Below are 24,965 nucleotides of genomic sequence, written 5' to 3'. Positions count from 1 at the left end.
TTAGCTCAGCCAAACGCCGAGTGGCAGTGTGACATCAAGTAATTGGTCGAAGGCGTAATACAGCGCTACGCCCATGATGACGCCGGATATCGCCGCCGCCGGCAGGCTGGCCTGGAACAACAGGCCGATGCTGAAGGTCAGCAGCGCGGTCGCCAGCGGGAAGCCCAGCCATTCAAAACCCCAGGCGTACAGCACCAGCGCGATCACCAGCGTCAGCAGCCGCCGCATCACCTTGTTGTGCGGCCACTCCACCGCCTGCGGCCTGTTCAGCAGCAGCAGCGCCGCGCACAGCGCCATCAGGCTCAGGATCGCCAGCGGGAAAGGGCGTGGCCCCAGGGGTTCGTAGCTGTACTCGCTCTGAATGCCCCAGCCGATAAACAGCCCGCCGATGCACAGCAGCAGCCAGAAGCCGGCAAAAATACGATCGCTCATGTTATCCCCCGGGATTACTTGGCCAGGCCGAAGATTTTCGCCTGTTCACGGTATTGGGTGACCTGGTTTTTCACGTAGGCGTCCAGCTCTTTGCCGGTCATGTTGAATTCAAACAGGCCGCGCAGATTGCGCTGTTTCTTGAATTCTTCGGTGGCCATCATTTTCTGGAAGGTATCGAGCCACCACTGGTATTCCTGATCGCTGACCTTCGGGCCGACGTAGAAGCCGCGAATGATCGGCCACACCAGGTTGTAGCCCTGTTCTTTGGCGGTAGGGACATCGGCCAGCTGGCCCGGCAAACGCTGCTCGGAATACACCGCCAGCACGCGGATCTTGTCGCCCTGCAGATAAGGCACCATTTCGCTCAGATCGCCCGAGACCGCCTGAATGTGATTGCCCAGCAGCGCGGTGACCGGCTCGCCGCCGCCTTCGAACGCGACGTAGCGCATCTTGTGCGGATCCACGCCGACTTCGCGCGCCAGCAGGGCGGTTTTCATCCAGTCCTGGCTGCCGATAGAGGCGCCGGCGCCGAACACCACGCTGTTGGGATCCTTTTTAAAGGCTTCCATCAGGTCTTTCAGCGTCTTGTACGGCGAGTCGGCGCGTACCGCGATCATGCCGTAGTCGGTGCCGACGGCCGCCAGCCATTTGACGTCATCCACGCTGTAGCGGCCGAACTTGCCCTGTGAAAGGTTGAGCAGCGAGCCGCCGGAAAAGGCCACCACGGTACCGAACTCCGCCGGCCGCTGCGCGACGATGGCGTTATAGGCCACCGCGCCGACGCCGCCGGGCATATAGGTGACGCGCATCGGTTTGTCGATAGCCTGGGTTTCCTGCAGCGAGACCTGGATCAGCTTGCAGGTAAGATCGAAACCGCCGCCGGGCTTGGCGGGGGCGATGCATTCGGTGCGTTTGGGCGCGTCCAGGGCAAAGGCCTGACCGGCCGCCAGCAGCAGGGCGGTTGCGGTCAGAGTACGGGTAATTATTTTTTTCATTGTCTTCCCCTCGGTATTGTCTGGTTATCGATCCCGCCGGGTGCGGTTGCTGGATTGTTAAATCAATAACCTTTCATTTACCTTTCAGCCGTCGGGAAAGTTTGCAGGATGTGATATGCGTCTCCTGTAGGGGGGGAAACCGGCGCGTTAACATACAATGCTTGGCAATAACCACGCGTAAACTTGGCTTAAAACTTGTGTAATATCAGGATTGCCGCGTTTTTTCTGCGGTAAAATAGGGAAAATAAAAATCAATAGGGATGTAGTGTTATGTTTTTATTAGGGAAGTTGTTCAGCGGTAAGGATAGCGCCAAGGTGCGCGCCATTAAAATGTTGCCTGAGGTTTATGCCGAGATGGTCGGCGAAGCGGGCCGTTGTCGTCTGAAACGCCTGCGTGCGGAGATTGGCATGTTTGAGCTGCATTTCATTAGCGAAAGCGGTGAGAAATATGTTTGCCTGATGACCGCCTGTGTCACGGGCGTGGATTTGGTTTTCGCCGCCAATAACCGTTCGGTGCTGGTTTCCCGTCCTTTTAGTCCGGAAAAATTGCGACCGGTGTTTGATATTGCGCTGGCCGACTGCACGATCTCGATGAGCTAAAACGGAGGCCGCGCCATCGCACCGCATAATTGTGTGCCAGCTCCCAAAACTGGCACCGCGCCGCTCTTCTCTCCCTGTCCCTTCCATGCCATCCTTCTGTTATAGAGCTGTTAACAAGCGCCATGTCGGCGCTGGGTTGTGCAGATAAATCAATGGAATGGGAAAATGCGTCTGTTATTGGTAGAGGATCACCCCGAGTTATCCCACTGGCTGCAGAAGGCGCTGACCGGCGCCGGCTTTGCGGTGGACGTCGCGCCGGACGGCCTGGCGGCCGACCATTTATTGCTGAATGAGCGCTATGGCCTGGTGGTGCTGGATGTGGCGTTGCCGCGCTTGAACGGTCTGGAGCTGCTGGCGCGGCTGCGCAAGCGCGGGCAGGATCTGCCGGTGCTGTTGCTGACGGCGCGCACCGACGTGGCCGATCGGGTGAAGGGGCTGAACCTGGGGGCCGACGATTACCTGACCAAGCCCTTCGAACTGGATGAGCTGGAGGCGCGCATCCGCGCCTTGCTGCGCCGCAGCGTCGGCGTTACGCAGCTGGCGCTGCAGTACGGCGCGCTGACCTATCATGACGAAGGCTATTTTTTGCTGGACGGCAAACCGCTGGCGCTGACGCCGCGAGAGCTGTCGGTGCTGACGGCGCTGATGCACCGACGCGGCCGGCCGGTGGCCAAACAGCAGCTGTTTGAGCAGGTGTTTACCCTGTCCGATGAGGCCAATCCCGAAAGCATCGAGCTCTATGTGCACCGGCTGCGCAAGAAGCTGCAGGGCAGCGACGTGGCGATCGTCACGCTGCGCGGCCTGGGCTACAGCCTGGAGCTGTGCGATGCGGTGGTTTAACGCGCCGCGTTCGCTGTTTTATCAATTGCTGCTGTTCTTCGGCCTGCCGTTGCTGGCGCTGGGCGGCATTTCGATTTACACCCACTATTTCAGCGCGATGAGCGCCGCCACCCTGGCCTACGACCGCACGCTGCTGGCCTCGGCGCGCACCGTGGCGGAACGGCTGGTGGTGCGCGACGGCCGGCTGGCGGTGGATGTGCCCTATGTGGTGCTCGACAGCTTCGAGCGCAATATGAACGACCAGCTTTATTACGAAGTGATCTCGCCGCAGGGCCAAAGCATTTCGGGCTATGACGATCTGCCGCCGTTGCCGCCTAACATTCCGCGCTCCAGCCTCTATCCGGCGCTGGTGCATTTTTACGATGCGGAATATCTGGGCCGGCCGATCCGCGTGGCGGCGCTCTATCAGCCGGTCAACGAGTCCGGCGTCAGCGGCATGGCGACCATTCTGGTGGCGGAAACCCTGGAATCGCGCCGCTATTTGGCGCGCCAGATGATGATTGCGGCGCTGCTGAGCCAGGGCACCGTCGTGGTGCTGACCCTGATCCTGGCGTTCGCCCTGTTGAAACGGCTGCTCAAGCCGCTGCGCAAGCTGTCCGGCATTATGCTGCGGCGCGATCCGGGCGAACTGACGCCGCTGCCGATGGTGTTGCCCTGGTCGGAAATGCAGCCGTTGCTGCTGGCGTTTAACCGCTATATCGAACGGCTGCGGCTGATGGTGGCGCGTCAGGAGCGGTTCAGCGCCGACGCGTCGCACCAGCTGCGCACGCCGCTGACGGTGCTGAAAACTCAGGCGGGGGTGGCGTTGGCCAGCGACCGGCCGCAGCAGTGGCGTGAAAGCCTGCAGGCGATGAGCGCAACGCTGGACCATACCGTGGCGCTGACCGACCGTTTGCTCTATCTCTCACGCCTCAAGGCCCATGAGCACGATGCCGACCGCAAGCTCGAGCCGGTCAATCTGGCGCAGGTGCTGCGCGACGTCTGTTTCTCGCGCCTGCCGCAGGCGCGCAGCAAGCGGATCGATCTGGGTTACGAAGGCGAAGCGGCATGCTGGGTGGGCGGAGAGGCGTTGCTGTTGAGCGAACTGTGCGCCAACCTGTTGGACAACGCGCTGAAATACACGCCGCCGCACGGCGTGGTGACCGCGCGGTTGACGCGGGACGCCGCGCAGGGGGAAGGGGTGCTGGAAATCGAAGACAGCGGCCCGGGCATCGCCTCGCAGGATCAGGCGCTGGCGCTGCAGCCGTTCCACCGTTTGGACAACGTGGGCGATCAGCCGGGAGCCGGGCTGGGGTTGGCGCTGGTAAAAGACATTACCGCCTATCACCGCACCCGCCCGGAGCTGCTGAGTTCGGCCGCGTTGGGCGGCCTGCTGGTGCGGGTGCGTTTTAAGCTGTTGCCTTAATCCTTGCACGACTCCACGGTCGCCGGCGGGGTTTTTGCCTTGCGCGCCAGCGGGGTGCGCAGGCGCTGCGACAGGATCACGCCGAGCAGGGTGACGCCGCCGCCGATCAGGTGGTAACCGTGCAGCTGCTCGTGCAGGAACAGTACGGCGATGGCGGCGGTGAATACCGGCGCCAGGTTCATAAAGATCGAGGCGGTGTTGGCGCCCAGTCGCATCACGCCCAGGATCCACAGGAACGGCGCGACGATCGAGGCCGGAATGCCGGCGAACAGCACCAGCGGGATATTCTGCGCATTCAGCCCGACCTCTGGCGCCATCAGGAAATTAGGCAGCAACAGCACCACGCCAAACAAGATCTGCACGTACAACGACTGCCAGTTCGGCAGGGCGATGGCCCAGCGCTTGGTCAGCACGCCGTACAGCGCGTAAGAGGCGGTGGCGGCCAACATCATCAGCTCCCCCTTGCCGATGCCGTGCTGCAGCAACAGGCCGGGCTGCCCGGCGCTCACCAGCCAGATCAATCCGCAGAACGACAGCACGCTGCCAATGGCCACGCCGACGGTCGGCGCGATGCGCAGCAGCACGATGCTGATCAGAATGGTCAGCAGCGGGATCAGCGACACGATGATGCCCATAAACAGCGCGCTGACGCTGTGCGCCGCATAGTAGGCCAGGCTCTGGTACAGCACCATGCCCAGCAGGCCGAGCACCATCAGCTTCCACCAGTTGGCGCGCACCATCGGCCAGTTGCGGCAAACGCCGGGCAGCACGAACGGCGTCAGGGCGATAAGGGCCAGCAGCCAGCGATAGAACGAGATGGCCGCCGGATCGATGGCGGTGGCGGAAAGCTTACTGACGACGGCGTTGACCGACCAGATCAGCACCGCCAACAACGGAAACAGCATATTCATGATAATCATTCTCAATAACGTATAACACGCTGGCTAGTCTACGCCTGTCCGATTTATTATATATAGTGATATCCAGACAACATTTACCCTAAACAAGACAAATCACGGGGCGAAACCATGGCAGAAATCCGACACTTCCCCGAGGCGCTGATCCCGGCGCCGCGCCCGGTGCAGTTCCGCTGCGAAGAGTTCAATGCCCGCACCGAGTTCCAGCCGCACAGCCACCGCTGGGGCCAGCTGATGTGGGTGAAGGCCGGGGTGATGGTGTTGCGCATCGGCGGCCAGCGTTTTCTGGCGCCGCCGGAGTTCGTGCTGTGGGCGCCGGCGGACATCGAACACTCCTGCTACAACCAGCGGCTGGCGCAGTGCCGTATGGTGGACATCGCGCCGTCGCTGTGCGCGGGCATGCCGGCCGACCCCTGCCTGGTGAGCGTAACGCCGATTTTTCGCGCCATCGCCGAAGATTTCTATGCGCGCAAACAATATATCCCGCAAAGCAAACAGGATCTGCGCCTGTGCCGCGCGCTGATCGATCAGTTGCATCAGTCGCCGATTCAGCAAACCTACCTGCCGTCGTCCGACGACAAGTTCCTGGCGCCGGTGCTGGAGGCGCTGGAGCATTGTCCGTCGGACAACACGCCGCTCGCCGTTTGGGCCGGCCGGGTATACACCACCGAGCGCACGCTGTCGCGCCGTTGTCGGCAGGAGTTGGGCATGTCGTTCAGCGAATGGCGCCAGCGGCTGCGCTTTCTGCACGCCGTCTCGCTGCTGGAGCAGGGGAAAACCGTGCAGGAGGTGGCGCTGGAGGTGGGTTACAGCTCCGCTTCGGCGTTTATCGTCATGTTCCAGCAGATCGCCGGCAGCACCCCGGAACGCTTCCGCCGGGCGTGATTCGGTGGCACACTATTTCGCAGATACCCCCGCATATTTGCCGCCGCTGGCGCCTTGGCTGCGCCCATGATTGGCGGACAAATAGCGTAAACCGTCGGAGCAACAAGTGAAAATTCTGGTTGATGAAAATATGCCGTACGCGGCCGAGCTGTTCAGCCGCCTGGGCGACGTGCAGGCGGTGCCGGGCCGCCCGATCCCGCGCGATGCGCTGGCGGGCGCCGACGCGCTGATGGTGCGCTCGGTGACCAAGGTGAATGAGGCATTGCTGGCCGGCACCGGCGTCGGTTTTGTCGGCACCGCCACCGCCGGCACCGACCATGTCGATGACGCCTGGCTGCAGCGGCAGGGCATCGGCTTTTCCGCCGCGCCGGGCTGCAACGCCATCGCGGTGGTCGAGTATGTGTTTTCCGCCCTGATGCTGTTGGCCGAACGCGACGGCTTCCGGCTGCGCGACAAAACCGTCGGCATCATCGGCGTGGGCAACGTCGGCTCGCGCCTGGACGCGCGGCTGAAAGCTCTGGGGGTGCGCACCCTGCTGTGCGACCCGCCGCGCGCCGAACGCGGTGACGCCGGCGAGTTCTGGCCGCTGGAGAAGCTGGTGGCGGAGGCCGACGTCTTGACCTTCCACACGCCGTTGAATAAGTCGGGTCCCCACAATTCGCTGCATCTGGTCGACGCCGAGCTGCTGGCGGCGCTGCCGGACCGGCGCATTCTGATCAACGCCTGCCGCGGCCCGGTGGTGGATAACGCGGCGCTGCTGCAGGCGCTGGAAAAGGGCAAGGCGCTGAGCACGGTGCTGGACGTCTGGGAGCCGGAGCCGGATCTTTCCCTGCCGCTGCTGGCGCGGGTGGATATCGGCACCGCGCACATCGCCGGCTATACGCTGGAGGGCAAGGCGCGCGGCACCACGCAGGTGTTTGAGGCGTTCAGCCGCCATTTGGGGCAGCCGCAGCAGATTGCGCTGGCCGCGCTGCTGCCGACGCCGGAATTCAGCCAGATCCAGCTCAATGGGCCGCTGGATGAAGGCAAGTTAAAACGATTGATGCACTTGGTGTATGATGTGCGCCGCGATGACGCGCCGCTGCGCCACGTCGCCGGGCAGCCGGGCGAGTTCGATCGCCTGCGCAAGCATTATCAGGAACGTCGCGAATGGTCTTCGCTGCAGGTTCGCTGCGACGACAGCGCCAGCGCGGAATTGCTGCTGAAGCTGGGCTTCAGCGTGCAGTAAGGTTGCCTTAAGCAAACGCCGCTAGAGTCAGCGGCAAAGAATTCTCGGGCGGTGGCAGCACTGCCCGTCTGCTTTTACATGAAATACTCTGGAGAAAACCCAATGTCTGACGGCTGGAATATCGCTCTGCTGGGCGCCACTGGCGCGGTAGGTGAAGCGTTGCTGGAATTGTTGCAGGAACGCCAGTTCCCGGTGGGCGAGCTCCATCCTCTGGCCAGCGAACGCAGCGCCGGGGCCACAGTGCGCTTCAACGGCAAATCCATCCTGGTGCAAAACGCCGAAGAATTCGACTGGTCGCAGGCGCAGCTGGCGTTCTTCGTCGCCGGCGCCGAAGCCTCGGCCCGTTATGCGGAAGAAGCCGGCAATATGGGCTGCCTGGTGATCGACACCAGCGGTCTGTTCGCCATGGAGCCGGACGTGCCGTTGGTGGTGCCGGGCGTTAACCCGCAGGTGCTGGCGGATTACCGCAACCGCAATATCGTCGCCACCGCCGACGGCATGGTCAGCCAGCTGCTGACGGCCATCAAACCGCTGACCGAACAGGCCGGCCTTTCGCGCCTGCACGTCACTACGCTGATGTCGGTCTCGTCGCGCGGCAAGGCGGCGGTGGACGATTTGGCCGGCCAGAGCGCGCGTTTGCTTAACGGCATTCCGGCCGAGCCGGGCGTGTTCGCCAAACAGTTGGCGTTCAACCTGCTGCCGCTGCTGGCGGATGAGCAGGGCAGCGTGCGCGAAGAACGTTTGATCGTCGACCAGGTGCGCAAGGTGCTGCAGGACGAAGGGCTGCCGATCTCGGTGAGCTGCGTGCAATCGCCGGTGTTTTACGGCCATGCGCAGGTGGTGCATCTGGAGGCGCTGCGCCCGATCTCCGCGGAAGAGGCGCGCGGCGAACTGGAGCAAATCGCTGATATCCAGCTGAGCGAAGAAGACGATTACCCGACGCAGGTCACCGACGCCTCCGGCAGCGATGCGCTGAGCGTCGGCTGCCTGCGCAACGACTACGGCATCCCCGAGCTGCTGCAGTTCTGGTCGGTCGCGGACAACGTGCGCTTCGGCGGCGCGCTGATGGCGATCGAAACCGCAGAGCGCCTGGTGCAGGAGCAGATGTACTGATGTCTGAGGTGGCTTCGCCTGCCCAGCCGACGCTGAAAATCGCGCTGGGCATCGAATACGACGGCAGCCGTTATTACGGCTGGCAGCGGCAGCAGGAAGTGGCCAGCGTGCAGGCCTGCCTGGAACAGGCGCTGAGCAAGGTGGCGGATGCGCCGATCAACGTGCTGTGCGCCGGGCGCACCGACGCCGGCGTGCACGCGACCGGGCAGGTGGTGCATTTCGAAACCGCCGCGCGGCGCAAGGACGCCGCCTGGACCATGGGCGTGAACACCCATTTGCCGCCGGATATTGCGGTGCGTTGGGTCAGCCCGGTGGCCGAAGATTTTCACGCGCGCTTCAGCGCCACCGCGCGCCGCTATCGCTATATTATCTACAACCATCGCTATCGTCCGGCGGTGCTGCAGCAGGGGGTGACCCATTTTTATCACCCGCTGGACGCCGATCGCATGCAGCGGGCGGCGCAGGCGCTGCTGGGCGAGAACGATTTTACCTCGTTCCGCGCGGTGCAATGCCAGTCGCGCACGCCGTGGCGTAACGTAAAACACGTTAAGGTTACGCGCCACGGTGAATATATTGTGGTAGATATCAAGGCGAATGCCTTTGTGCATCATATGGTTCGCAATATAGTCGGCAGCCTGATGGAGATCGGCTGCGGCAATCAGTCCGAAAACTGGATGGCCGAGCTGTTGGCGCTGAAGGATCGCAACCTGGCGGCGGCGACGGCGCGGGCCGAAGGGTTATATCTGGTTTCCGTCGATTACCCCGAACACTTTGGCATTCCGCGGCCGCCGATGGGGCCGCTGTTTTTACCCGACGATTAAACGCCGGCGCGCCCGAACGCGTTGTTCCCTTGTGCTTTTGCCGGGTGGGTGAGACACCCGGCGTTAAAGAGAGAACTTATGGAAATCATCAAGTTTGTTATTGATTTTATTCTGCATATTGATGTGCATTTGGCCGAACTGGTCGCGCAGTACGGCATGTGGGTCTACGCTATTCTGTTCCTGATCCTGTTTTGTGAAACCGGGCTGGTGGTGACGCCGTTCCTGCCGGGGGATTCTCTGCTGTTCGTCGCCGGCGCGCTGGCGGCGTTGCCGACCAACGATCTGAACGTGCACACCATGGTGGCATTGATGGCGGCGGCGGCGATTATCGGCGATGCGGTGAATTACACCATCGGCCGACTGTTCGGCGATAAGCTGTTCAGCAACCCGAACTCGAAGATTTTTCGCCGCAGCTATCTGGACAAGACGCATCAGTTTTACGAGAAACACGGCGGAAAAACGATTATTTTGGCGAGATTCGTGCCGATCGTGCGTACTTTTGCGCCGTTCGTCGCCGGCATGGGGCATATGTCCTATCGCCACTTCGCCGCCTATAACGTGATTGGCGCGCTGGTTTGGGTGCTGCTGTTCACCTATGCTGGCTATCTTTTCGGTGATTTGCCCATCGTGCAGGAAAACCTGAAACTGCTGATCGTTGCTATCATCATTGTTTCAATTCTGCCGGGCATCATTGAAATCTGGCGCCACAAGCGCGCGGCTGCCCGCCAGCAAAAACAGTAAAAACATCGCCTAACCTATCGGTTCGACCAGTTTTTTATCCACAGTGTCGGGCCGATATGGTTTAATGAGCGACATTTATGGTCTGTTCCTGCGAACAACCCTGAAGCCAGTGCCTCGGTCGCGCGCCTGCCGCGCTTTGCTCGGGCACTTTTTCATTGGGTGTGTTTACGGGGGGATTGTTAAAGCATGAACAGCAGACTGGCGTCTGCCAGGTTCAAACAGAAAGGTCATCGATGAGCTGGATTGAACGAATTCTTAACAAGAGCAATATTACACAAACCCGTAAGGCGAGCATTCCTGAAGGGGTCTGGACCAAATGCGACAGCTGCGGCCAGGTTCTCTATCGCGCCGAGCTGGAGCGTAATCTGGAAGTGTGTCCTAAATGCGACCACCACATGCGCATGTCTGCGCGTATGCGTTTGCATACCCTGCTGGACGAAGGCAGCGAAGTGGAACTGGGCAGCGAACTGGAGCCGAAAGACGTTCTGAAGTTCAAGGATTCCAAAAAGTATAAGGACCGTCTGGTCGCCGCCCAGAAAGCGACCGGCGAGAAAGACGCGCTGGTGGTGATGAAAGGCACGCTGTACGGCATGCCTGTCGTGGCCGCCTCTTTCGAATTCGCCTTTATCGGCGGCTCGATGTCGTCGGTCGTCGGCGCGCGCTTCGTGCGTGCGGTGGAGCAGGCGCTGGAAGACAACTGCCCGCTGGTTTGCTTCTCCGCCAGCGGCGGCGCGCGCATGCAGGAAGCGCTGATGTCGCTGATGCAGATGGCGAAAACCAGCGCGGCGCTGGCCAAAATGCAGGAGCGCGGCTTGCCGTACATCTCCGTGCTGACCGACCCGACCATGGGCGGCGTTTCCGCCAGTCTGGCTATGCTGGGCGACATCAACATCGCCGAGCCGAAGGCGCTGATCGGCTTTGCCGGCCCGCGGGTGATCGAGCAGACGGTGCGCGAAAAACTGCCGCCGGGCTTCCAGCGCAGCGAGTTCCTGATCGAAAAAGGCGCGATCGACATGATCGTCCGCCGGCCGGAAATGCGCCAAACGCTGGCGAGCATTCTGTCCAAGCTGACCAACCAGCCGCAGCCGCATTTCGATGAGGCCGAGCCGGTTATCGCGCCGGAAAACCAGGCCGACGCCTGAGGTGCGGACAACGGCCCCGGTCAAACGGGGCCCTTCGGCCGTCATTTTGTGGCTAAGTGGCGGTCGAGGTATGCCCGATGCCTTTCAGGCTGCGGCCGAGCGCGCCGTTGCCTGAAAGCCGAGGGCATTATGGAGAGCATCGCCTTTACCGCGGTGAGGGTGGTGCCCTGATGGATCAATGAACCCAAGTTCAGCGATGGGACTCATGCAAAACCACCACATTCCCCAAGCCACGTCGCCATTGAGCTCGTGGCTTTATTATCTGGAACGCCTGCACAGTCAGGCGATCGAACTCGGCCTGGAACGCGTGCAGCGCGTTGCGGCGCAGCTGGATTTACTGACCCCCGCACCGACGGTATTCACCGTTGCCGGCACCAACGGCAAGGGCACCACCTGCCGCACCCTCGAAGCCATTCTGCTGGCCGCCGGTCTGCGCGTCGGCGTTTACAGTTCGCCGCATCTGGTGCGCTATACCGAACGGGTGCGCATTCAGGGCGAAGAGCTGAGCGAAGCGGAACACAGCCGCTCCTTCGCCGCCATTGAAGCCGGCCGCGGCGAAACGTCGCTGACCTATTTCGAATTCGGCACCCTGTCGGCGCTGCAGTTGTTCAAGCAGGCGCGGCTCGACGTGGTGATCCTGGAGGTCGGTTTGGGCGGGCGTCTGGACGCCACCAATATCGTCGATCCGAGCGTGGCGGTGATCACCAGCATCGCGCTGGACCATACCGACTGGCTGGGCGACGATCGCGAGAGCATCGGCCGCGAAAAGGCCGGTATTTTCCGCGCCGACACGCCGGCGGTGGTGGGGGAGCCGGACATGCCGGCGACCATCCGCCAGGTGGCCGAGACGCTGGGCGCGCCGCTGTACCTGCGCGGCGAGGCCTGGAGCTTCAGCGTGCAGGGCGACCGCTGGCAGTGGCAAGGCGGCGATACGCGGCTGACCGATCTGCCGACGCCGAACGTGCCGCTGGCCAATGCCGCCACCGCGCTGGCGGCGCTGAACTATTCTTCTTTGGAAATCGACGATCGGGCGATCTTCGCCGGGCTGCAGCAGGCGACGCTGCCGGGCCGCTTCCAGATTGTGCGGCAGGAGCCGACGCTGATCCTCGACGTGGCGCATAACCCGCACGCTGCCGGCTATCTGGCCGGACGCCTGGCCAGGCTGCCGCGCAGCGGCGGCAAGGTGCGCGCGGTGGTGGGCATGCTGTCGGACAAGGACATCGCCGGCACGCTGGCCTGCCTGAGCGAGCAGGTGGACGAATGGTACTGCGCGCCGCTTGACGGGCCGCGCGGCGCCAGCGCCGAGCAGTTGGCGCAGCATTTGACGGAACCGCGGCGCTTTGCCGATGTCGAAACTGCCTGGCGGCAGGCTATGCAGGATGCTGATAAACAGGATATTGTGATCGTCTGTGGATCGTTCCACACCGTCGCGCAGGTGATGGCGGCGTTAGACGAGATGCGGGGAGTGTGAGTGGCAAGTAAATTTCAGAACCGACTGGTTGGAACCGTCATTCTGGTGGCGCTGGGGGTAATCATCCTGCCAGGGCTGCTGGACGGCAAAAAGAAACACTACGAGGATGAGTTCGCGGCCATTCCTCTGGTGCCGAAACCGGGCGACGTAGAGGAAAACGACGTGTTGCCGCCGGTCACTCAGCCGTTGCCGGCGCAGCCGCCGGAAGGCGCAGGCGCGCTGGTTGAACAGCAGGCGGCCAATGAAGCGGCGGCTCGGCAGGCGGTGCGTCAGGGCGCCCAGCAGCAGCCGACGCAGGTGGCGCCGCCGCCGGTGGAAATCCGGCCGCAGCCGGTGCCGCAGCCGAAACCCAAGCCGGTGGAAGTGAAGCCCAAGCCAACGCCTCAGCCCAAGCCGGCGGAGGTGAAGCCGGTGGTGAAACCCGAACCGAAACCGGAACCTGCGCCGGCGCAGAAACCGGCGGAAGAGAAGGCGCCGGCCGGGCAGGCGTATGTGGTGCAGCTCGGCGCGCTGAAGAACGCCGCCAAGGTGAGCGAGATCGTCGCGTCGCTGCGACTGTCGGGCTATCGCGCCTTTACCGTGCCGTCGACGCCGGTGCAGGGGCAGATCACCCGCATATACGTCGGGCCGGACGCCTCGAAGCAGAAGCTGCAGTCTTCGCTGCCGTCGCTGAATTCCATCAGCGGTCTGAGCGGCCAGGTGAAGCCTTACGGCGCGCGTTAAAAACCGCAGGGGCACAGCAGGCTGCGCCCCTCAATCAACGAAGGGGGGCGTAATCACTGAAGAAAGTGCGCCTTTCACGGGCGAAACCCTCTATGTAGGCGCGGCGATTGGGATTTTTTTTATCGCCGCTTTTTATTTGTAACGTGGTAGGAAATCCCCTACGCAAACGTTTTCTTTTTCTGTTAGAATTCGCCGCGAATTGGATCACCCGATAGATTTCATGTCGCATCAAGGCGGCAAGAAAGATGAAGGGGGCAGGGGCGATTCATTATTGGAATAGTTTATGGTCTGGATTGATTACGTCATTATAGCGGTGATTGGGTTTTCGGCTCTGGTGAGTCTGATCCGAGGGTTTGTTCGCGAAGCATTGTCACTTGTGACATGGGGATGTGCGTTTTTTGTTGCCAGCCATTTCTACTCCTACCTTGCAGTCTATTTCACTCGTTTTGAAGATGAACTGGTGCGAAACGGCATCGCGATCGCCATTTTGTTTATCGCGACCCTGATCGTAGGAGCTATTGTTAACTATGTGATTAGCTCACTGGTAGAGAAAACCGGGTTATCGGGCACCGACCGGGTGCTGGGCGTCTGTTTCGGCGCACTGCGCGGCGTGCTGATCGTTGCGGCGATCCTGTTCTTCCTGGACACCTTTACCGGCTTTTCGCAAAGCGCAGACTGGAAACAGTCGCAGCTCATTCCCCAGTTCAGTTATATTATCAGGTGGTTCTTTGACTACCTGCAGAGCACGTCGAGTTTCTTACCGACCCATTTACCGGGGCGGTAGCGCTGATGAGGAAAAGACAACATGTGCGGTATTGTCGGTATCGCCGGTTTTATGCCGGTAAACCAGTCGATTTATGATGCGTTGACGGTGCTCCAGCACCGTGGCCAGGATGCCGCAGGCATCGTCACCATTGATGCCCATAACGGGTTCCGTCTGCGTAAGGCGAACGGTCTGGTGAAGGATGTGTTCGAGGCGCGCCATATGCTGCGCCTGCAGGGCAACATGGGTATTGGCCATGTGCGTTACCCGACGGCTGGCAGCTCCAGTGCCTCAGAGGCTCAACCTTTCTATGTAAACTCGCCGTTCGGCATTACGCTGGCACACAACGGCAACCTGACCAACGCCCATGAACTGCGCCAAAAGCTGTTCGAAAGCGGCCGTCGCCATGTCAACACCACCTCCGATTCCGAGATCCTGCTGAACGTGCTGGCCAGCGAGCTGGACCGTTTCCAGCATTATCCTCTGGAGTCCGACAACATCTTCACCGCCGTGGCCGCCATGCATCAGCAGCTGCGCGGCGCCTACGCCTGCGTGGCGATGATCATCGGCCACGGCCTGCTGGCGTTCCGCGACCCGAACGGCATCCGCCCGCTGGTGATCGGCAAGCGCACCCTGGAAGACGGCCGCAACGAGTATATGGTGGCCTCCGAGAGCGTGGCGCTGGATACCCTGGGCTTTGAGTTCCTGCGCGACGTGGCGCCGGGCGAAGCGGTGTACATCACCGAGAAAGGCCAGCTGTTCACCCGCCAGTGCGCGGAGAACCCGAAAACCAATCCGTGCCTGTTCGAATACGTCTACTTCGCCCGTCCGGACTCGTTCATGGACAAGATTTCGGTCTACAGCGCCCGGGTGCGCATGGGGCAGAAGCTGGGTGAGAAGATCGCGCGCGAGTGGGAAGATCTGGATATCGACGTGGTGATCCCTATCCCGGAAACCTCCTGCGACATCGCGCTGGAGATCGCGCGCATCCTGGACAAACCTTACCGTCAGGGCTTCGTGAAGAACCGCTATGTCGGCCGTACCTTCATCATGCCCGGCCAGCAGGCGCGCCGCCAGTCGGTGCGCCGCAAGCTGAACGCCAACCGCGCCGAGTTCCGTGACAAGAACGTGCTGTTGGTTGACGACTCCATCGTGCGCGGCACCACCTCCGAGCAGATCGTCGAGATGGCGCGCGATGCGGGCGCCAAGCGGGTTTACCTGGCTTCCGCCGCGCCGGAGATCCGCTTCCCCAACGTGTACGGCATCGACATGCCGAGCGCCAACGAGCTGATCGCCCACGGCCGCGAAGTGGATGAAATCCGCCAGATCATCGGCGCCGACGGGCTGATCTTCCAGGACCTGGATGACCTGATCGAGGCGGTGCGCGAAGAAAACCCTGATATCGTGCAGTTCGAATGTTCGGTGTTCAACGGCATCTACGTCACCAAAGACGTCGACCAGGGTTACCTCGAGTATCTGGAGTCGCTGCGCAACGACGACGCCAAGGCGCTGCGCGGGCAGACCGAAGCGGAAAATCTGGAAATGCATAACGAAGGCTAAGCGCCGGCGTTGTGCTGCCAAGGTGCACCGCGGCGTCCGTCGCGGTGCATTATCCCTCCCTGACTTGCTTATCCCTCGCCATTGCGGCAAAGTTTGCCTGATCCTATATTTTTCATGGCAGAGGCCAGCTTTATGAAACGACTCATCATCGGCATTTCCGGCGCCAGCGGCGCTATCTACGGCGTGCGCCTGTTGCAGGTTTTGCGCGACGTCGCGGATGTGGAAACCCACCTGGTGATGAGCAATGCGGCGCGGCAAACGCTGGCGCTGGAAACCCCGCTCAGCCTGCGCGAAGTGCAGGCGTTGGCCGACGTGGTGCACGATGCGCGCGATATCGCCGCCGGCATCTCCTCCGGATCGTTCAAAACCCTGGGCATGGTCATTTTACCCTGTTCAATCAAAACCTTGTCGGGCATCGTCAACAGCTACAGCGACGGCTTGCTGACCCGCGCCGCCGACGTGGTGTTGAAAGAGCGCCGCCGGCTGGTGCTGTGCGTGCGGGAAACGCCGCTGCACCTCGGCCACCTGCGCCTGATGACCCAGGCGGCGGAAATGGGCGCGGTGATCATGCCGCCGGTGCCGGCGTTTTATCATCTGCCGAACAGCGTGGACGACATCATCGATCAGACCGTCAATCGGGTGATCGATCAGTTCGACATTGAATTGCCGGTAGATTTGTTCACCCGCTGGCAAGGCCCCAGTTAACGGTTTTATCCCCAAATTGGTACATTTGTGCAACACCGCACTGAATTAGGGCGGCGCATGCACCATAATGATCCCACTTCATCACGCTCACTGTTTCATGGCGCCGATATTTCGCGGTCGCCAGTGGCGCGGCCCTGACCGGCCGGTTTATTTTTGCGGTTATCGTCCCGGGAAACAGTTTTGTGAAGGTCGGAGTCGTTCCCTCCGTCCGCAGCACTCAATGTGGCACGATTACTGCAAATTGATTTGGTGGGGAAAGTAATGTCCGTAGTGGCATCAAAAAAATCAATTTGAGGGTGATTTATGAAAAAGCTGGTTAAGGTTCTTCCTTTAGTCTTGGCTTTGAGCGCAGCAAGCAACGCATTTGCCGCCGTACCATCGACGCTGAAGATAGGTACCGATCCGACCTATGCACCATTTGAATCCAAAAATGCCAAGGGCGAACTGGTTGGGTTCGATATCGATTTGGCCAAAGAGCTGTGCAAACGCATAAATACCCAGTGCACCTTCGTGGAGAGCGACTTCGACGCGCTGATCCCGTCCCTGAAAGCGAAAAAAATCGACGCTATCATCTCTTCATTGTCCATTACCGAAAAACGCCAGCAGGAAATTGCCTTCACCGACAAACTGTACGCGGCCAACGCCCGCCTGATTGCGCCGAAAGGCTCCAGGCTGCTGCCGACCGTGGACGCGCTGAAAGGCAAGAGCGTCGGCGTGCTGCAAGGCACCACCCAGGAAGCATACGCCAACGCCATGTGGCAGCCGAAGGGCGTGACGGTCGTGCCTTACCAGAACCAGGATTTGGTCTACGCCGATCTGGCCTCCGGCCGCATCGATGCCGCCTTCCAGGATGAAGTGGCGGGCAGCGACGGCTTCCTGAAACAGCCGCCGGGCAAAGACTATGCGTTTGCCGGCGAATCGGTGAAAGATGACAAATTCTTCGGCGTCGGCACCGGCATGGGGCTGCGCAAGACCGATACCGAGCTGAAGGCGGCGCTGGATAAAGCCTTCGCCGAGATGCGCAAAGACGGCACTTACGACAAATACGCGAAAAAATACTTCGACTTCGACGTCTACGGCGGCTGATGCCGCATACCCTTCCATGCTGTGACTGCGGGGCCGGCCTGCCGGCCCCGCTGGTTCGGATCCTAGACGACAGGATGAAGTAAATGCTGCAAGGCTATTCCCAATTGATTTTCGAGGGCGCTCTGGTAACGCTGGAGCTGGCCCTCAGCTCCGTTTTGCTGGCGGTGGTGATCGGTTTGATCGGCGCCGGCGGAAAACTCTCGCATAACCCGCTGATCTCCACGCTGCTTGGCGCTTACACCACGCTGATCCGCGGCGTGCCCGATCTGGTGCTGATGCTGCTGATTTTCTACGGCCTGCAGATTGCGCTGAACCACGTTACCGAGCTGCTCGGTTTCTCACAAATCGATATCGATCCCCTCAGCGCCGGCATCATTACCCTCGGTTTCATTTATGGCGCCTATTTCACCGAAACCTTCCGCGGCGCCTTCATGGCGGTGCCGAAAGGGCAGATCGAGGCGGCGACGGCCTACGGGTTTACCGGCGCGCAGATTTTCCGCCGCATTCTGTTCCCGGCGATGATGCGCTTCGCCTTGCCGGGCATCGGCAACAACTGGCAGGTGATCCTGAAGGCGACGGCGCTGGTGTCTATCCTTGGCCTGAACGACGTGGTGAAAGCCACGCAGCTGGCCGGTAAAGGCACCTACCAGCCGTTCTTCTTCGCCATCGTGGCCGGCGTGGTTTATCTGATCTTCACCACCGTTTCCAACGGCGTGTTGCTGTGGCTTGAACGGCGTTATTCATTGGGCGTCAAGAGGGCCGAACTATGATCGACATTTTGCAACAGTATTGGCAGTCGCTGTTGTGGAGCGACGGCTATCGCTTCACCGGCGTGGCGGTGACGCTGTGGCTGCTGATCGCGTCGGTGGTGATGGGCGGCCTGCTGGCGATCCCGATGGCGGTGGCGCGCGTTTCCGCCATCAGATGGGTGCGCTTTCCGGTGTGGCTCTATACCTACGTGTTTCGCGGCACGCCGCTGTACGTGCAGCTGCTGGTGTTCTACTCCGGCATGTACAGCCTGGAGATCGTGCGCGGCAGCGAGTTCCTCAACGCGTTTTTCCGCAGCGGGCTCAACTGCACCATTTTGGCGCTGACGCTCAACACCTGCGCCTACACCACCGAGATCTTCGCCGGGGCGATCCGTTCGGTGCCGCACGGTGAAATCGAGGCGGCCAACGCCTACGGCTTTTCCCGCTTCAAGATGTATCGCTGCATTATTTTGCCCTCGGCGCTGCGCACCGCGCTGCCGGCCTACAGCAACGAAGTGATCCTGATGCTGCACTCCACCGCGCTGGCGTTTACCGCCACCGTGCCGGACCTGCTGAAGATCGCGCGCGACATCAACGCCGCGACCTATCAACCGTTCTATGCGTTCGGCATTGCGGCGGTGCTGTATCTGATCATCTCCTACGTGTTAATCAGCCTGTTCCGCAAAGCCGAGAAACGCTGGATGGCACACGTTAGCCACTGATAAATGACGGGAAGAAACCATGTCTGAGAATAAATTAGCCGTCACGGAACTGCATAAGCGCTATGGCGACCACGAGGTGCTGAAAGGCGTGTCGCTGGCGGCCAACGCCGGCGATGTGATCAGCATCATCGGTTCCTCAGGGTCCGGCAAAAGCACTTTCCTGCGCTGCATCAACTTCCTCGAAAAACCGAGCGAGGGTTCGATCAGCCTGAACAATGAAGATATCCGCATGGTGCGCGACAAGGACGGCCAGCTGAAGGTGTTCGACAAGAAACAGCTGCAGCTGCTGCGCACCCGCCTGACCATGGTGTTCCAGCATTTTAACCTGTGGAGCCACATGACGGTGCTGGAGAACGTGATGGAGGCGCCGGTGCAGGTGCTGGGGCTCAGCAAGGCCGAAGCGCGCGAGCGCGCGGTGCGCTACCTGGACAAGGTCGGCATCGACGAACGCGCGCGCGGCAAATACCCGGTGCATCTGTCTGGCGGCCAGCAGCAGCGCGTTTCCATCGCCCGCGCGTTGGCGATGGAGCCGGAGGTATTGCTGTTTGACGAACCGACCTCGGCGCTGGATCCCGAGCTGGTGGGCGAAGTGCTGCGCATCATGCAAAAGCTGGCGGAGGAGGGGAAAACCATGGTGGTGGTGACGCACGAAATGGAGTTTGCGCGCCACGTTTCCAGCCATGTGATTTTCCTGCACAAGGGGCTGATTGAAGAGCAGGGGCCGCCGGCCGAGCTGTTTGGCAACCCTAAAAGCCCGCGCCTGCAGCAGTTCCTGTCCGGCGCGTTGAAATAATCCCCTCAGCGGGCCGCCGCGGCCCGCTGATTGATAACATCGTCCAGCGCCTGCTCCAGTTCCAGATAGCGGAAATGGAAGCCGGCTTCCTCCAGACGTTTCGGCACCGCCCGCTGGCCGCCGAGCACCAGCACCGCGGCTTCCCCCATCAATAAACGCATGGCGAAAGCCGGCACCCGCATAAACGCCGGGCGGTCGAGCACGTTGGCCAACTGGGCGGCGAACTGTTCATTGTGCACCGGATAAGGCGCGACCATATTGAACGGGCCCTGCAGGGTTTCGTGCTCCAGCAGGAAGACGATGCCGTTGACCATGTCTTCCAGGTGGATCCACGGCAGGTACTGCCGGCCGTCGCCAATCGGGCCGCCGAGGCCCAGCCGGAACGGCGGCAGCATTTTGGCCAAAGCGCCGCCCTGCGGCGCCAGCACCACGCCGGTGCGCAGCAGGCAGACCCGGGTGGCGTCGCTCTGCGCCCGCAGCGCCAGGGATTCCCAGCGTTGGCACAGCTGGTGGGTGAACTCGTCATGCGGGGCTTCTTCTTCCGTAACCACCGCCTGCCCCTGATCGCCGTAATAACCGACGGCGGAGCCGGAAATCAGCACCCTGGGCGGCGTGCTGCCGGCCTTGATCAGCGCCGCCAGCCGTTCGGTCAGATCCCAGCGGCTGCGGCACAGGCGCTCTTTCTGCGCCGCGCTCCAGCGTTTGTCGGCGATGGGTTCGCCGGCCAGGTTGATCACCGCATCGAATTCGTCCAGCGAGGTCCGGTCATCCAGCGTCTGCCAATAGTCGGGCAGCTCGCCGAGGCGGCTGCGCGCCCGCTGCAGGTCGCGCGTCAGCACGGTTATCTGGTGGGAAAGCGCCAGCAAGCGCGCCGTCAGGCTGCTGCCGATCAATCCCGTTGCGCCGGTGATCAGGACTCGCATGATCTGTCTCCCTGAGTTAGTCCCGGCGATAGCTCATGGTCATGGAAACCGAGTCGGCATAGCGCAGGGCCAATAGTTTATCTATCTCTACTTCAGCATAGGTTACCCAGGCGTGTTCTTTCACGATATCGAGCACATCCTGAGTTAATTTTTCCAGCAGGGCGAAGCGGTTATCCTCAACGTGACGAATGATCGCCTTGGTGATGGTGCGGTAGTTGAGCGCATCGTCGATATTCTCGCTGTTGCGCGCTTTATCTGCCGGGTAGTGGATCACCACGTTAATCAGGATGTCCTGGCGGTTGTTGATTTCTTCTTCCTTGATACCGATGAAAGTACGCAACCGCAGATTTTTGATACGAATAATGGCGTCGGGTTGACTGAATGACATCAGAGATTCTCCACAGGTCTGATTATTGGCGCTCAGAATACACGGAAAGTGGGGAAATGATAACGAACGGGCTAACTCCCCGCTCGGCCGGGGAGTCGGGAAGGCTTAAGCCTGCTCGGCCAGCTTGTAGGCGCGTTCGGTCGCCGGCCGGTTGCTGATGCGTTCGAACCAGTTGCGCACCGCCGGGTAATCCGCCAGGTCAACGCGCTGGCGCGGATGCGACACCACCCAGGGGTAGGTGGCGATATCGGCGATGCTGTAATTGTCGCCGCCCAGGTACGGGTGTTTTTGCAGCTCGGCTTCCAGCACGCCATACAGCCGTTTGGTTTCCAGATGGTAACGCTCGATGGCGTACGGCACCGGCTGCGGGGCGTAGTGGTTGAAATGATGGTTCTGCCCGAGCATCGGCCCGAAGCCCGCCACCTGCCAGAACAGCCACTGCAGCGTGGCGGCGCGCTCGCGCAGCCCTTTGCTCAGCAGTTTGCCGGTCTTCTCCGCCAGATACAGCAGAATTACGCCGGACTCGAACAGGCTGATTGGCGCGCCGCCGTCCACCGGCTGTTGGTCGACGATGGCCGGGATCTTGTTGTTGGGGGAAATGCTCAGGAACGCCGGCTTGAACTGGTCGCCGGCGCCGATGTTTACGCGGTGGATACGGTAGGGTAAGCCGACCTCTTCCAAAAATAGGGTAATTTTATGACCATTGGGAGTAGGCGCGTAATACAGGTCAATCATGTTGCCTCCTGCGGTAAGGTGATCTGTAATTCATTACACGTTGCTGCGGTCTTCGCCGCGCACAAAGGTATTTCAGCGATCTGACTATAGGGATACCAACAATAGCAGCTAAGGATAGCAGGCTATGTGAGATTCGTCCGATGCTATCTGCGCAAGCGGGATCACAATTCTCGCCGGACGAACGCGGCCGGGCAGCGGGCGTTTCAACGCAAAAAATCTTCGCGCTGCGGCGTAAAGGTATCCAGCAGCGTGCCGGCCTCCAGGCAGACGCAGCCGTGCACCACGTGCGGCTTTTTGTACAGGGTGTCGCCGGCGGCCACTTCGCGCGTTTCATCGCCGATGGTGAAGCGAAAACGCCCGGATAACACATAGGTCAGCTGCTCGTGCGGGTGGCTGTGCAGCGGGCCCACGGCATTTTTCTGAAAATTGACCTCAACCGCCATCAGGGCGCCGCCGTGGGCCAATATGCGCCGCGTTACGCCATTGCCCAGGTCTTCCAGTGCGGTGTGCTGCTTATGGATAAACATGCGATGCCTCGGTATGAAATGGCCCAGGGGGTTAGGGCCGGGTTAAATCAAAATATCATTTCATTATTTTAGAAAAGTGATGCCGGCGCAATCCCGGGTGGCCGTTCGCTGCGTCTGTTTCTGCTAGCCGTGTCGCATAAATGATTTTTACCCCCCTCGGCCTCGTATGCTAACCCCCGCGCCGACGTTGCGCTAGAATAGGGGTTATTTCCCTGTTAAAGGCATGGTTATGAAGCTGATGTTTGCCTCGGATATCCACGGTTCGCTGCCCGCGACCGAACGCGTGCTGGAACGCTTCGCACAAAGCGCCGCCGACTGGCTGATTCTTCTGGGCGATTTGCTGAATCACGGCCCGCGCAACGCGCTGCCGGCCGGCTATCAGCCGGCTCAGGTTGCCGAACGATTGAATCGCTATAGCGACAAGATCATCGCCGTTCGCGGCAATTGCGACAGCGAGGTCGACCAGATGCTGCTGGCGTTTCCCATCACCGCGCCCTGGCAGCAGGTGCTGTGGCAAAAAAGACGATTGTTTTTGACCCACGGTCACCTTTATCATCCCTCGACACCGCCGCCGTTATCTTCCGGCGATGTGCTGGTCTACGGCCACACGCATCTGCCGCAGGCGGAGCGGCGGGGGGATATTTACTGCTTCAATCCGGGTTCGGTCAGCATTCCCAAGGGGGCTTTCCGGCCAGTTATGGCATACTGGATCGGGGCATTTTGAGTGTGGTCACGTTGGACGGCGGCGAGGCTGTTGCAGAGGTGGCGTTAACGCACTAATTTATACACACACCATAAAAATCTTTGAAAAACACTCATTGATTAACCAGTGCGCGGGATGCATCGCGCCAAAATAGAAGGTTTTAGAGGATGGCGGAACAGGGTCAGGCTGCAGATACCGAGTGGGTTGATATCGTCAACGAGCAAAACGAGGTGATTGCTCAATCCAGTCGTCAACAGATGCGGGCTCAACGGCTGCGTCATCGTGCTACCTATATTGTGGTGCATGATGGAATGGGAAAAATTCTGGTGCAGCGTCGCACCGATATCAAGGACTTCTATCCGGGCTGGCTGGACGCCACCGCGGGCGGCGTGGTGCAAAGCGGGGAAAACGTGCTGGATTCGGCGCGCCGCGAGGCGGAAGAGGAGCTGGGCATTGCCGGCGTGCCTTTCGCCGAGCACGGCCTGTTCTACTTCGAGGAAGAACAGTGCCGGGTGTGGGGCGCGCTGTTCAGCTGCGTGTCGCACGGTCCTTTTGCGTTGCAGGAAGAGGAAGTGGTCGAGGTGAACTGGCTGACGCCGGAAGAGATCACCGCACGCTGCGACGAGTTCACGCCGGATTCGCTGAAGGCGCTGTCGCTGTGGCTGACGCGCAACAACGAACAGGCCTATGGCAAACCGCTGCGCGATGCGGATGAAAACGCCTGACTTCTCGGCATGCAAAAGATAAAAAGCCGGCTGACAGACAGCCGGCTTTTTTATGCTCCGGATTCAGCAGCTGTCGCGCCGGCACAGCGTCGAGGGCAGGGAGCCTGCCTGACGCCAGGGTTCATCGTTCAGCCGCGCCAGCAGCGCCTGGCCGGCCTGAATGCCGATCTCACGGTGCGGGATGGTCATGGTGGTCAACGGCGGCTGACACACCCGGCTGAACTCACCGTTGCCGAATCCCACCACCGCCAGCTGATCCGGCACCTTGATGCGCCGGCGCTGGCATTCATACAGCGCGCCGCAGGCCAGCTCGTCCGAGGCGCACACCAGCGCGTCCAGCTCCGGCCAGGCCAGCAGAAACTCCGGCAGCTGCTGTGCGCCGGTGCTGAAGCTGGCGGGCTGCGCGGCGTTGATCACCCGATGCGGCGACATGTGGTTGCGCAGCAGCGCCTTGTGCCAGCCCTGCAGGTGCTGCTGGAAAATCCACTGCTCCTGATTGGCGCACAGCAGGCCGAGGTTTTGATAACCGCTGGCGATCACCGTTTGCGTCAGCTGATACATGGCCGCCACGTAATCGATGCCGATATTCATATCGATCGGGTCGGCGCGCATCGCGCCGATTTCCACCACGGGAATATTGGCGGCGATCAGCGCGTTGCGGGTATTTTGCGAATGCTCGACGCTGAGCAGCACCGCCGCCGCCAGGTTATACGACAGCAGGGTTTCCAGCAGCTTCTCTTCGCGTTCCAGGTGGTGTTGCGACTCGGCCAGCATGATTTGATAACCCGCCGGCTGCAGCACTTTCTGCAAGCCGGCGAACATGTCGGCGCAGCCCGATTCGGACAGGCTGGGCACCACCATGGCGACGGTATAAGACGAGGCCGACGCCAACGAGCTGGCGGCCAGGTTGGGCAGATAGCCCAGCTCGCTGACCGCCGCTTCAATCTTCTCTCTCAGTTTGTCTGAAACCTGCTCCGGGGTGCGCAGCGCCCGCGAAACGGTCATGGTGCCGACGCCCGCCAGCTGCGCCACGTCGGCCAGCGTCACCCTTCCTGTGCTGCGTCGTTTTTTACCGATCGACATTCGTAATCCCGACTGAAATGCGCATGCCGCGCATAAAAATTGTGATGATGGGAAGCCGGCAAAGCGGCTTCGACGATCCCAGTATGCGACACATTCTAACCCGTTACCCCGGCCAGCGATAAAAAATTGTGGTTAACGCCATCCTGCGGCCCGGCGTTTTGATAGCGCTATCACAGATCTGCATGATAGA

Annotated in this window: 27 protein-coding genes and 1 pseudogene; 20 read left to right on the top strand and 8 right to left on the bottom strand. The window is 60.9% G+C overall.

Going from position 1 to position 24,965, the window contains the following annotated elements:
• Both D7I37_RS26575 and D7I37_RS26570 read right to left on the bottom strand, forming a co-directional pair.
• Nucleotides 1–432: a tripartite tricarboxylate transporter TctB family protein gene (locus tag D7I37_RS26575; protein WP_129544717.1), complete on the bottom strand. Its 432-nt coding sequence runs from the start codon at nt 430–432 to the stop codon at nt 1–3.
• A gap of 14 nt (nt 433–446) precedes the next feature.
• The gene (locus D7I37_RS26570; RefSeq protein WP_129544716.1) at nt 447–1,427 is read right to left on the bottom strand and encodes a tripartite tricarboxylate transporter substrate binding protein; all 981 of its coding nucleotides are present in this window, start codon (nt 1,425–1,427) and stop codon (nt 447–449) included.
• 270 nt (nt 1,428–1,697) lie between these two features.
• On the opposite strand from D7I37_RS26570, the gene D7I37_RS26565 reads away from it, so the two are divergent.
• From D7I37_RS26565 to D7I37_RS26555, 3 genes are all read left to right on the top strand, one after another.
• Nucleotides 1,698–2,027, top strand: a complete 330-nt coding sequence (locus tag D7I37_RS26565) for a hypothetical protein (protein WP_061795762.1) — start codon at nt 1,698–1,700, stop codon at nt 2,025–2,027.
• A gap of 165 nt (nt 2,028–2,192) precedes the next feature.
• Nucleotides 2,193–2,867 carry a transcriptional regulator TctD gene (gene tctD, locus D7I37_RS26560; protein WP_061795763.1) on the top strand — a complete coding sequence of 225 codons (675 nt, stop codon included), beginning with the start codon at nt 2,193–2,195 and terminating at the stop codon, nt 2,865–2,867.
• A complete protein-coding gene (locus tag D7I37_RS26555; RefSeq protein ID WP_095098561.1) occupies nt 2,854–4,272 on the top strand; it encodes a sensor histidine kinase in 1,419 nt (472 codons plus the stop codon). Before tctD ends, D7I37_RS26555 begins: the two co-directional genes overlap by 14 nt.
• On the opposite strand, the gene D7I37_RS26550 is transcribed toward D7I37_RS26555, so the two are convergent.
• Nucleotides 4,269–5,183 (bottom strand): DMT family transporter, encoded by a 915-nt coding sequence (locus D7I37_RS26550; RefSeq protein ID WP_061795967.1) that lies wholly within the window; start codon nt 5,181–5,183, stop codon nt 4,269–4,271. The genes D7I37_RS26555 and D7I37_RS26550 overlap by 4 nt on opposite strands.
• A gap of 117 nt (nt 5,184–5,300) precedes the next feature.
• Between D7I37_RS26550 and D7I37_RS26545 the strand changes: the two genes are divergently transcribed.
• The 15 genes from D7I37_RS26545 to hisP all read left to right on the top strand — a co-directional run bounded on the left by D7I37_RS26545 (nt 5,301) and on the right by hisP (nt 19,691).
• On the top strand, nt 5,301–6,074 hold the full coding sequence (locus D7I37_RS26545) for a helix-turn-helix transcriptional regulator (RefSeq protein ID WP_061795765.1): 774 nt from the start codon (nt 5,301–5,303) through the stop codon (nt 6,072–6,074).
• 106 nt (nt 6,075–6,180) lie between these two features.
• Nucleotides 6,181–7,302, top strand: coding sequence for a 4-phosphoerythronate dehydrogenase PdxB (gene pdxB, locus D7I37_RS26540; RefSeq protein WP_095098559.1), 1,122 nt, complete (start codon nt 6,181–6,183; stop codon nt 7,300–7,302).
• Between the two features lie 102 nt (nt 7,303–7,404).
• Nucleotides 7,405–8,415, top strand: coding sequence for an aspartate-semialdehyde dehydrogenase (locus D7I37_RS26535; RefSeq protein ID WP_061795767.1), 1,011 nt, complete (start codon nt 7,405–7,407; stop codon nt 8,413–8,415).
• Nucleotides 8,415–9,236: a tRNA pseudouridine(38-40) synthase TruA gene (truA, locus tag D7I37_RS26530; protein WP_061795768.1), complete on the top strand. Its 822-nt coding sequence runs from the start codon at nt 8,415–8,417 to the stop codon at nt 9,234–9,236. The genes D7I37_RS26535 and truA overlap by 1 nt, the downstream gene beginning before the upstream one ends.
• Nucleotides 9,237–9,314: 78 nt before the next feature.
• On the top strand, nt 9,315–9,977 hold the full coding sequence (locus tag D7I37_RS26525; RefSeq protein WP_061795769.1) for a DedA family protein: 663 nt from the start codon (nt 9,315–9,317) through the stop codon (nt 9,975–9,977).
• 233 nt (nt 9,978–10,210) lie between these two features.
• Nucleotides 10,211–11,119, top strand: a complete 909-nt coding sequence (gene accD / locus D7I37_RS26520) for an acetyl-CoA carboxylase, carboxyltransferase subunit beta (RefSeq protein WP_061795770.1) — start codon at nt 10,211–10,213, stop codon at nt 11,117–11,119.
• Between the two features lie 205 nt (nt 11,120–11,324).
• A complete protein-coding gene (gene folC / locus D7I37_RS26515; RefSeq protein WP_129544715.1) occupies nt 11,325–12,590 on the top strand; it encodes a bifunctional tetrahydrofolate synthase/dihydrofolate synthase in 1,266 nt (421 codons plus the stop codon).
• Entirely contained in the window at nt 12,591–13,313 is a 723-nt protein-coding gene (dedD, locus tag D7I37_RS26510) for a cell division protein DedD (protein WP_061795772.1), read from the top strand.
• A gap of 283 nt (nt 13,314–13,596) precedes the next feature.
• Nucleotides 13,597–14,097, top strand: a complete 501-nt coding sequence (gene cvpA / locus D7I37_RS26505; RefSeq protein ID WP_061795773.1) for a colicin V production protein — start codon at nt 13,597–13,599, stop codon at nt 14,095–14,097.
• A gap of 21 nt (nt 14,098–14,118) precedes the next feature.
• Complete coding sequence (gene purF / locus D7I37_RS26500) at nt 14,119–15,636, top strand: amidophosphoribosyltransferase (RefSeq protein WP_129544714.1); 1,518 nt, start codon at nt 14,119–14,121, stop codon at nt 15,634–15,636.
• Nucleotides 15,637–15,768: 132 nt separating this feature from the next.
• Nucleotides 15,769–16,341, top strand: a complete 573-nt coding sequence (locus tag D7I37_RS26495) for a UbiX family flavin prenyltransferase (protein WP_061795968.1) — start codon at nt 15,769–15,771, stop codon at nt 16,339–16,341.
• Nucleotides 16,342–16,644: 303 nt separating this feature from the next.
• Nucleotides 16,645–17,427, top strand: coding sequence for a histidine ABC transporter substrate-binding protein HisJ (gene hisJ / locus D7I37_RS26490; protein WP_061795775.1), 783 nt, complete (start codon nt 16,645–16,647; stop codon nt 17,425–17,427).
• 83 nt (nt 17,428–17,510) lie between these two features.
• Nucleotides 17,511–18,197, top strand: a complete 687-nt coding sequence (locus D7I37_RS26485; RefSeq protein ID WP_129544713.1) for a histidine ABC transporter permease HisQ — start codon at nt 17,511–17,513, stop codon at nt 18,195–18,197.
• On the top strand, nt 18,194–18,898 hold the full coding sequence (locus tag D7I37_RS26480) for an ABC transporter permease (protein ID WP_061795777.1): 705 nt from the start codon (nt 18,194–18,196) through the stop codon (nt 18,896–18,898). Before D7I37_RS26485 ends, D7I37_RS26480 begins: the two co-directional genes overlap by 4 nt.
• 19 nt (nt 18,899–18,917) lie before the next feature.
• On the top strand, nt 18,918–19,691 hold the full coding sequence (hisP, locus tag D7I37_RS26475; RefSeq protein WP_061795778.1) for a histidine ABC transporter ATP-binding protein HisP: 774 nt from the start codon (nt 18,918–18,920) through the stop codon (nt 19,689–19,691).
• A gap of 5 nt (nt 19,692–19,696) precedes the next feature.
• On the opposite strand, the gene D7I37_RS26470 is transcribed toward hisP, so the two are convergent.
• From D7I37_RS26470 to D7I37_RS26455, 4 genes are all read right to left on the bottom strand, one after another.
• Nucleotides 19,697–20,614: a TIGR01777 family oxidoreductase gene (locus D7I37_RS26470; RefSeq protein WP_061795779.1), complete on the bottom strand. Its 918-nt coding sequence runs from the start codon at nt 20,612–20,614 to the stop codon at nt 19,697–19,699.
• 16 nt (nt 20,615–20,630) lie between these two features.
• Nucleotides 20,631–21,002, bottom strand: a complete 372-nt coding sequence (folX, locus tag D7I37_RS26465) for a dihydroneopterin triphosphate 2'-epimerase (protein WP_061795780.1) — start codon at nt 21,000–21,002, stop codon at nt 20,631–20,633.
• Nucleotides 21,003–21,107: 105 nt separating this feature from the next.
• Complete coding sequence (gene yfcG, locus D7I37_RS26460) at nt 21,108–21,737, bottom strand: GSH-dependent disulfide bond oxidoreductase (RefSeq protein ID WP_129544712.1); 630 nt, start codon at nt 21,735–21,737, stop codon at nt 21,108–21,110.
• Between the two features lie 203 nt (nt 21,738–21,940).
• Entirely contained in the window at nt 21,941–22,264 is a 324-nt protein-coding gene (locus D7I37_RS26455; protein ID WP_061795782.1) for a cupin domain-containing protein, read from the bottom strand.
• Between the two features lie 229 nt (nt 22,265–22,493).
• On the opposite strand from D7I37_RS26455, the pseudogene yfcE reads away from it, so the two are divergent.
• Both yfcE and yfcD read left to right on the top strand, forming a co-directional pair.
• A pseudogene (gene yfcE, locus D7I37_RS26450) lies at nt 22,494–23,044 on the top strand (phosphodiesterase).
• Between the two features lie 90 nt (nt 23,045–23,134).
• On the top strand, nt 23,135–23,692 hold the full coding sequence (gene yfcD, locus D7I37_RS26445; RefSeq protein WP_061795784.1) for an NUDIX hydrolase YfcD: 558 nt from the start codon (nt 23,135–23,137) through the stop codon (nt 23,690–23,692).
• A gap of 63 nt (nt 23,693–23,755) precedes the next feature.
• On the opposite strand, the gene D7I37_RS26440 is transcribed toward yfcD, so the two are convergent.
• Nucleotides 23,756–24,775: a LacI family DNA-binding transcriptional regulator gene (locus tag D7I37_RS26440; RefSeq protein ID WP_061795785.1), complete on the bottom strand. Its 1,020-nt coding sequence runs from the start codon at nt 24,773–24,775 to the stop codon at nt 23,756–23,758.
• Nucleotides 24,776–24,965: the final 190 nt, after the last annotated feature.

The organism is Serratia sp. 1D1416, from assembly GCF_003641105.1.
In the GTDB taxonomy this organism is placed as follows: Bacteria; Pseudomonadota; Gammaproteobacteria; order Enterobacterales; family Enterobacteriaceae; genus Serratia; species Serratia ficaria.
Note: the sequence above shows the minus strand (reverse complement) of the source record. Positions and strands in the feature narration are given on the sequence as shown.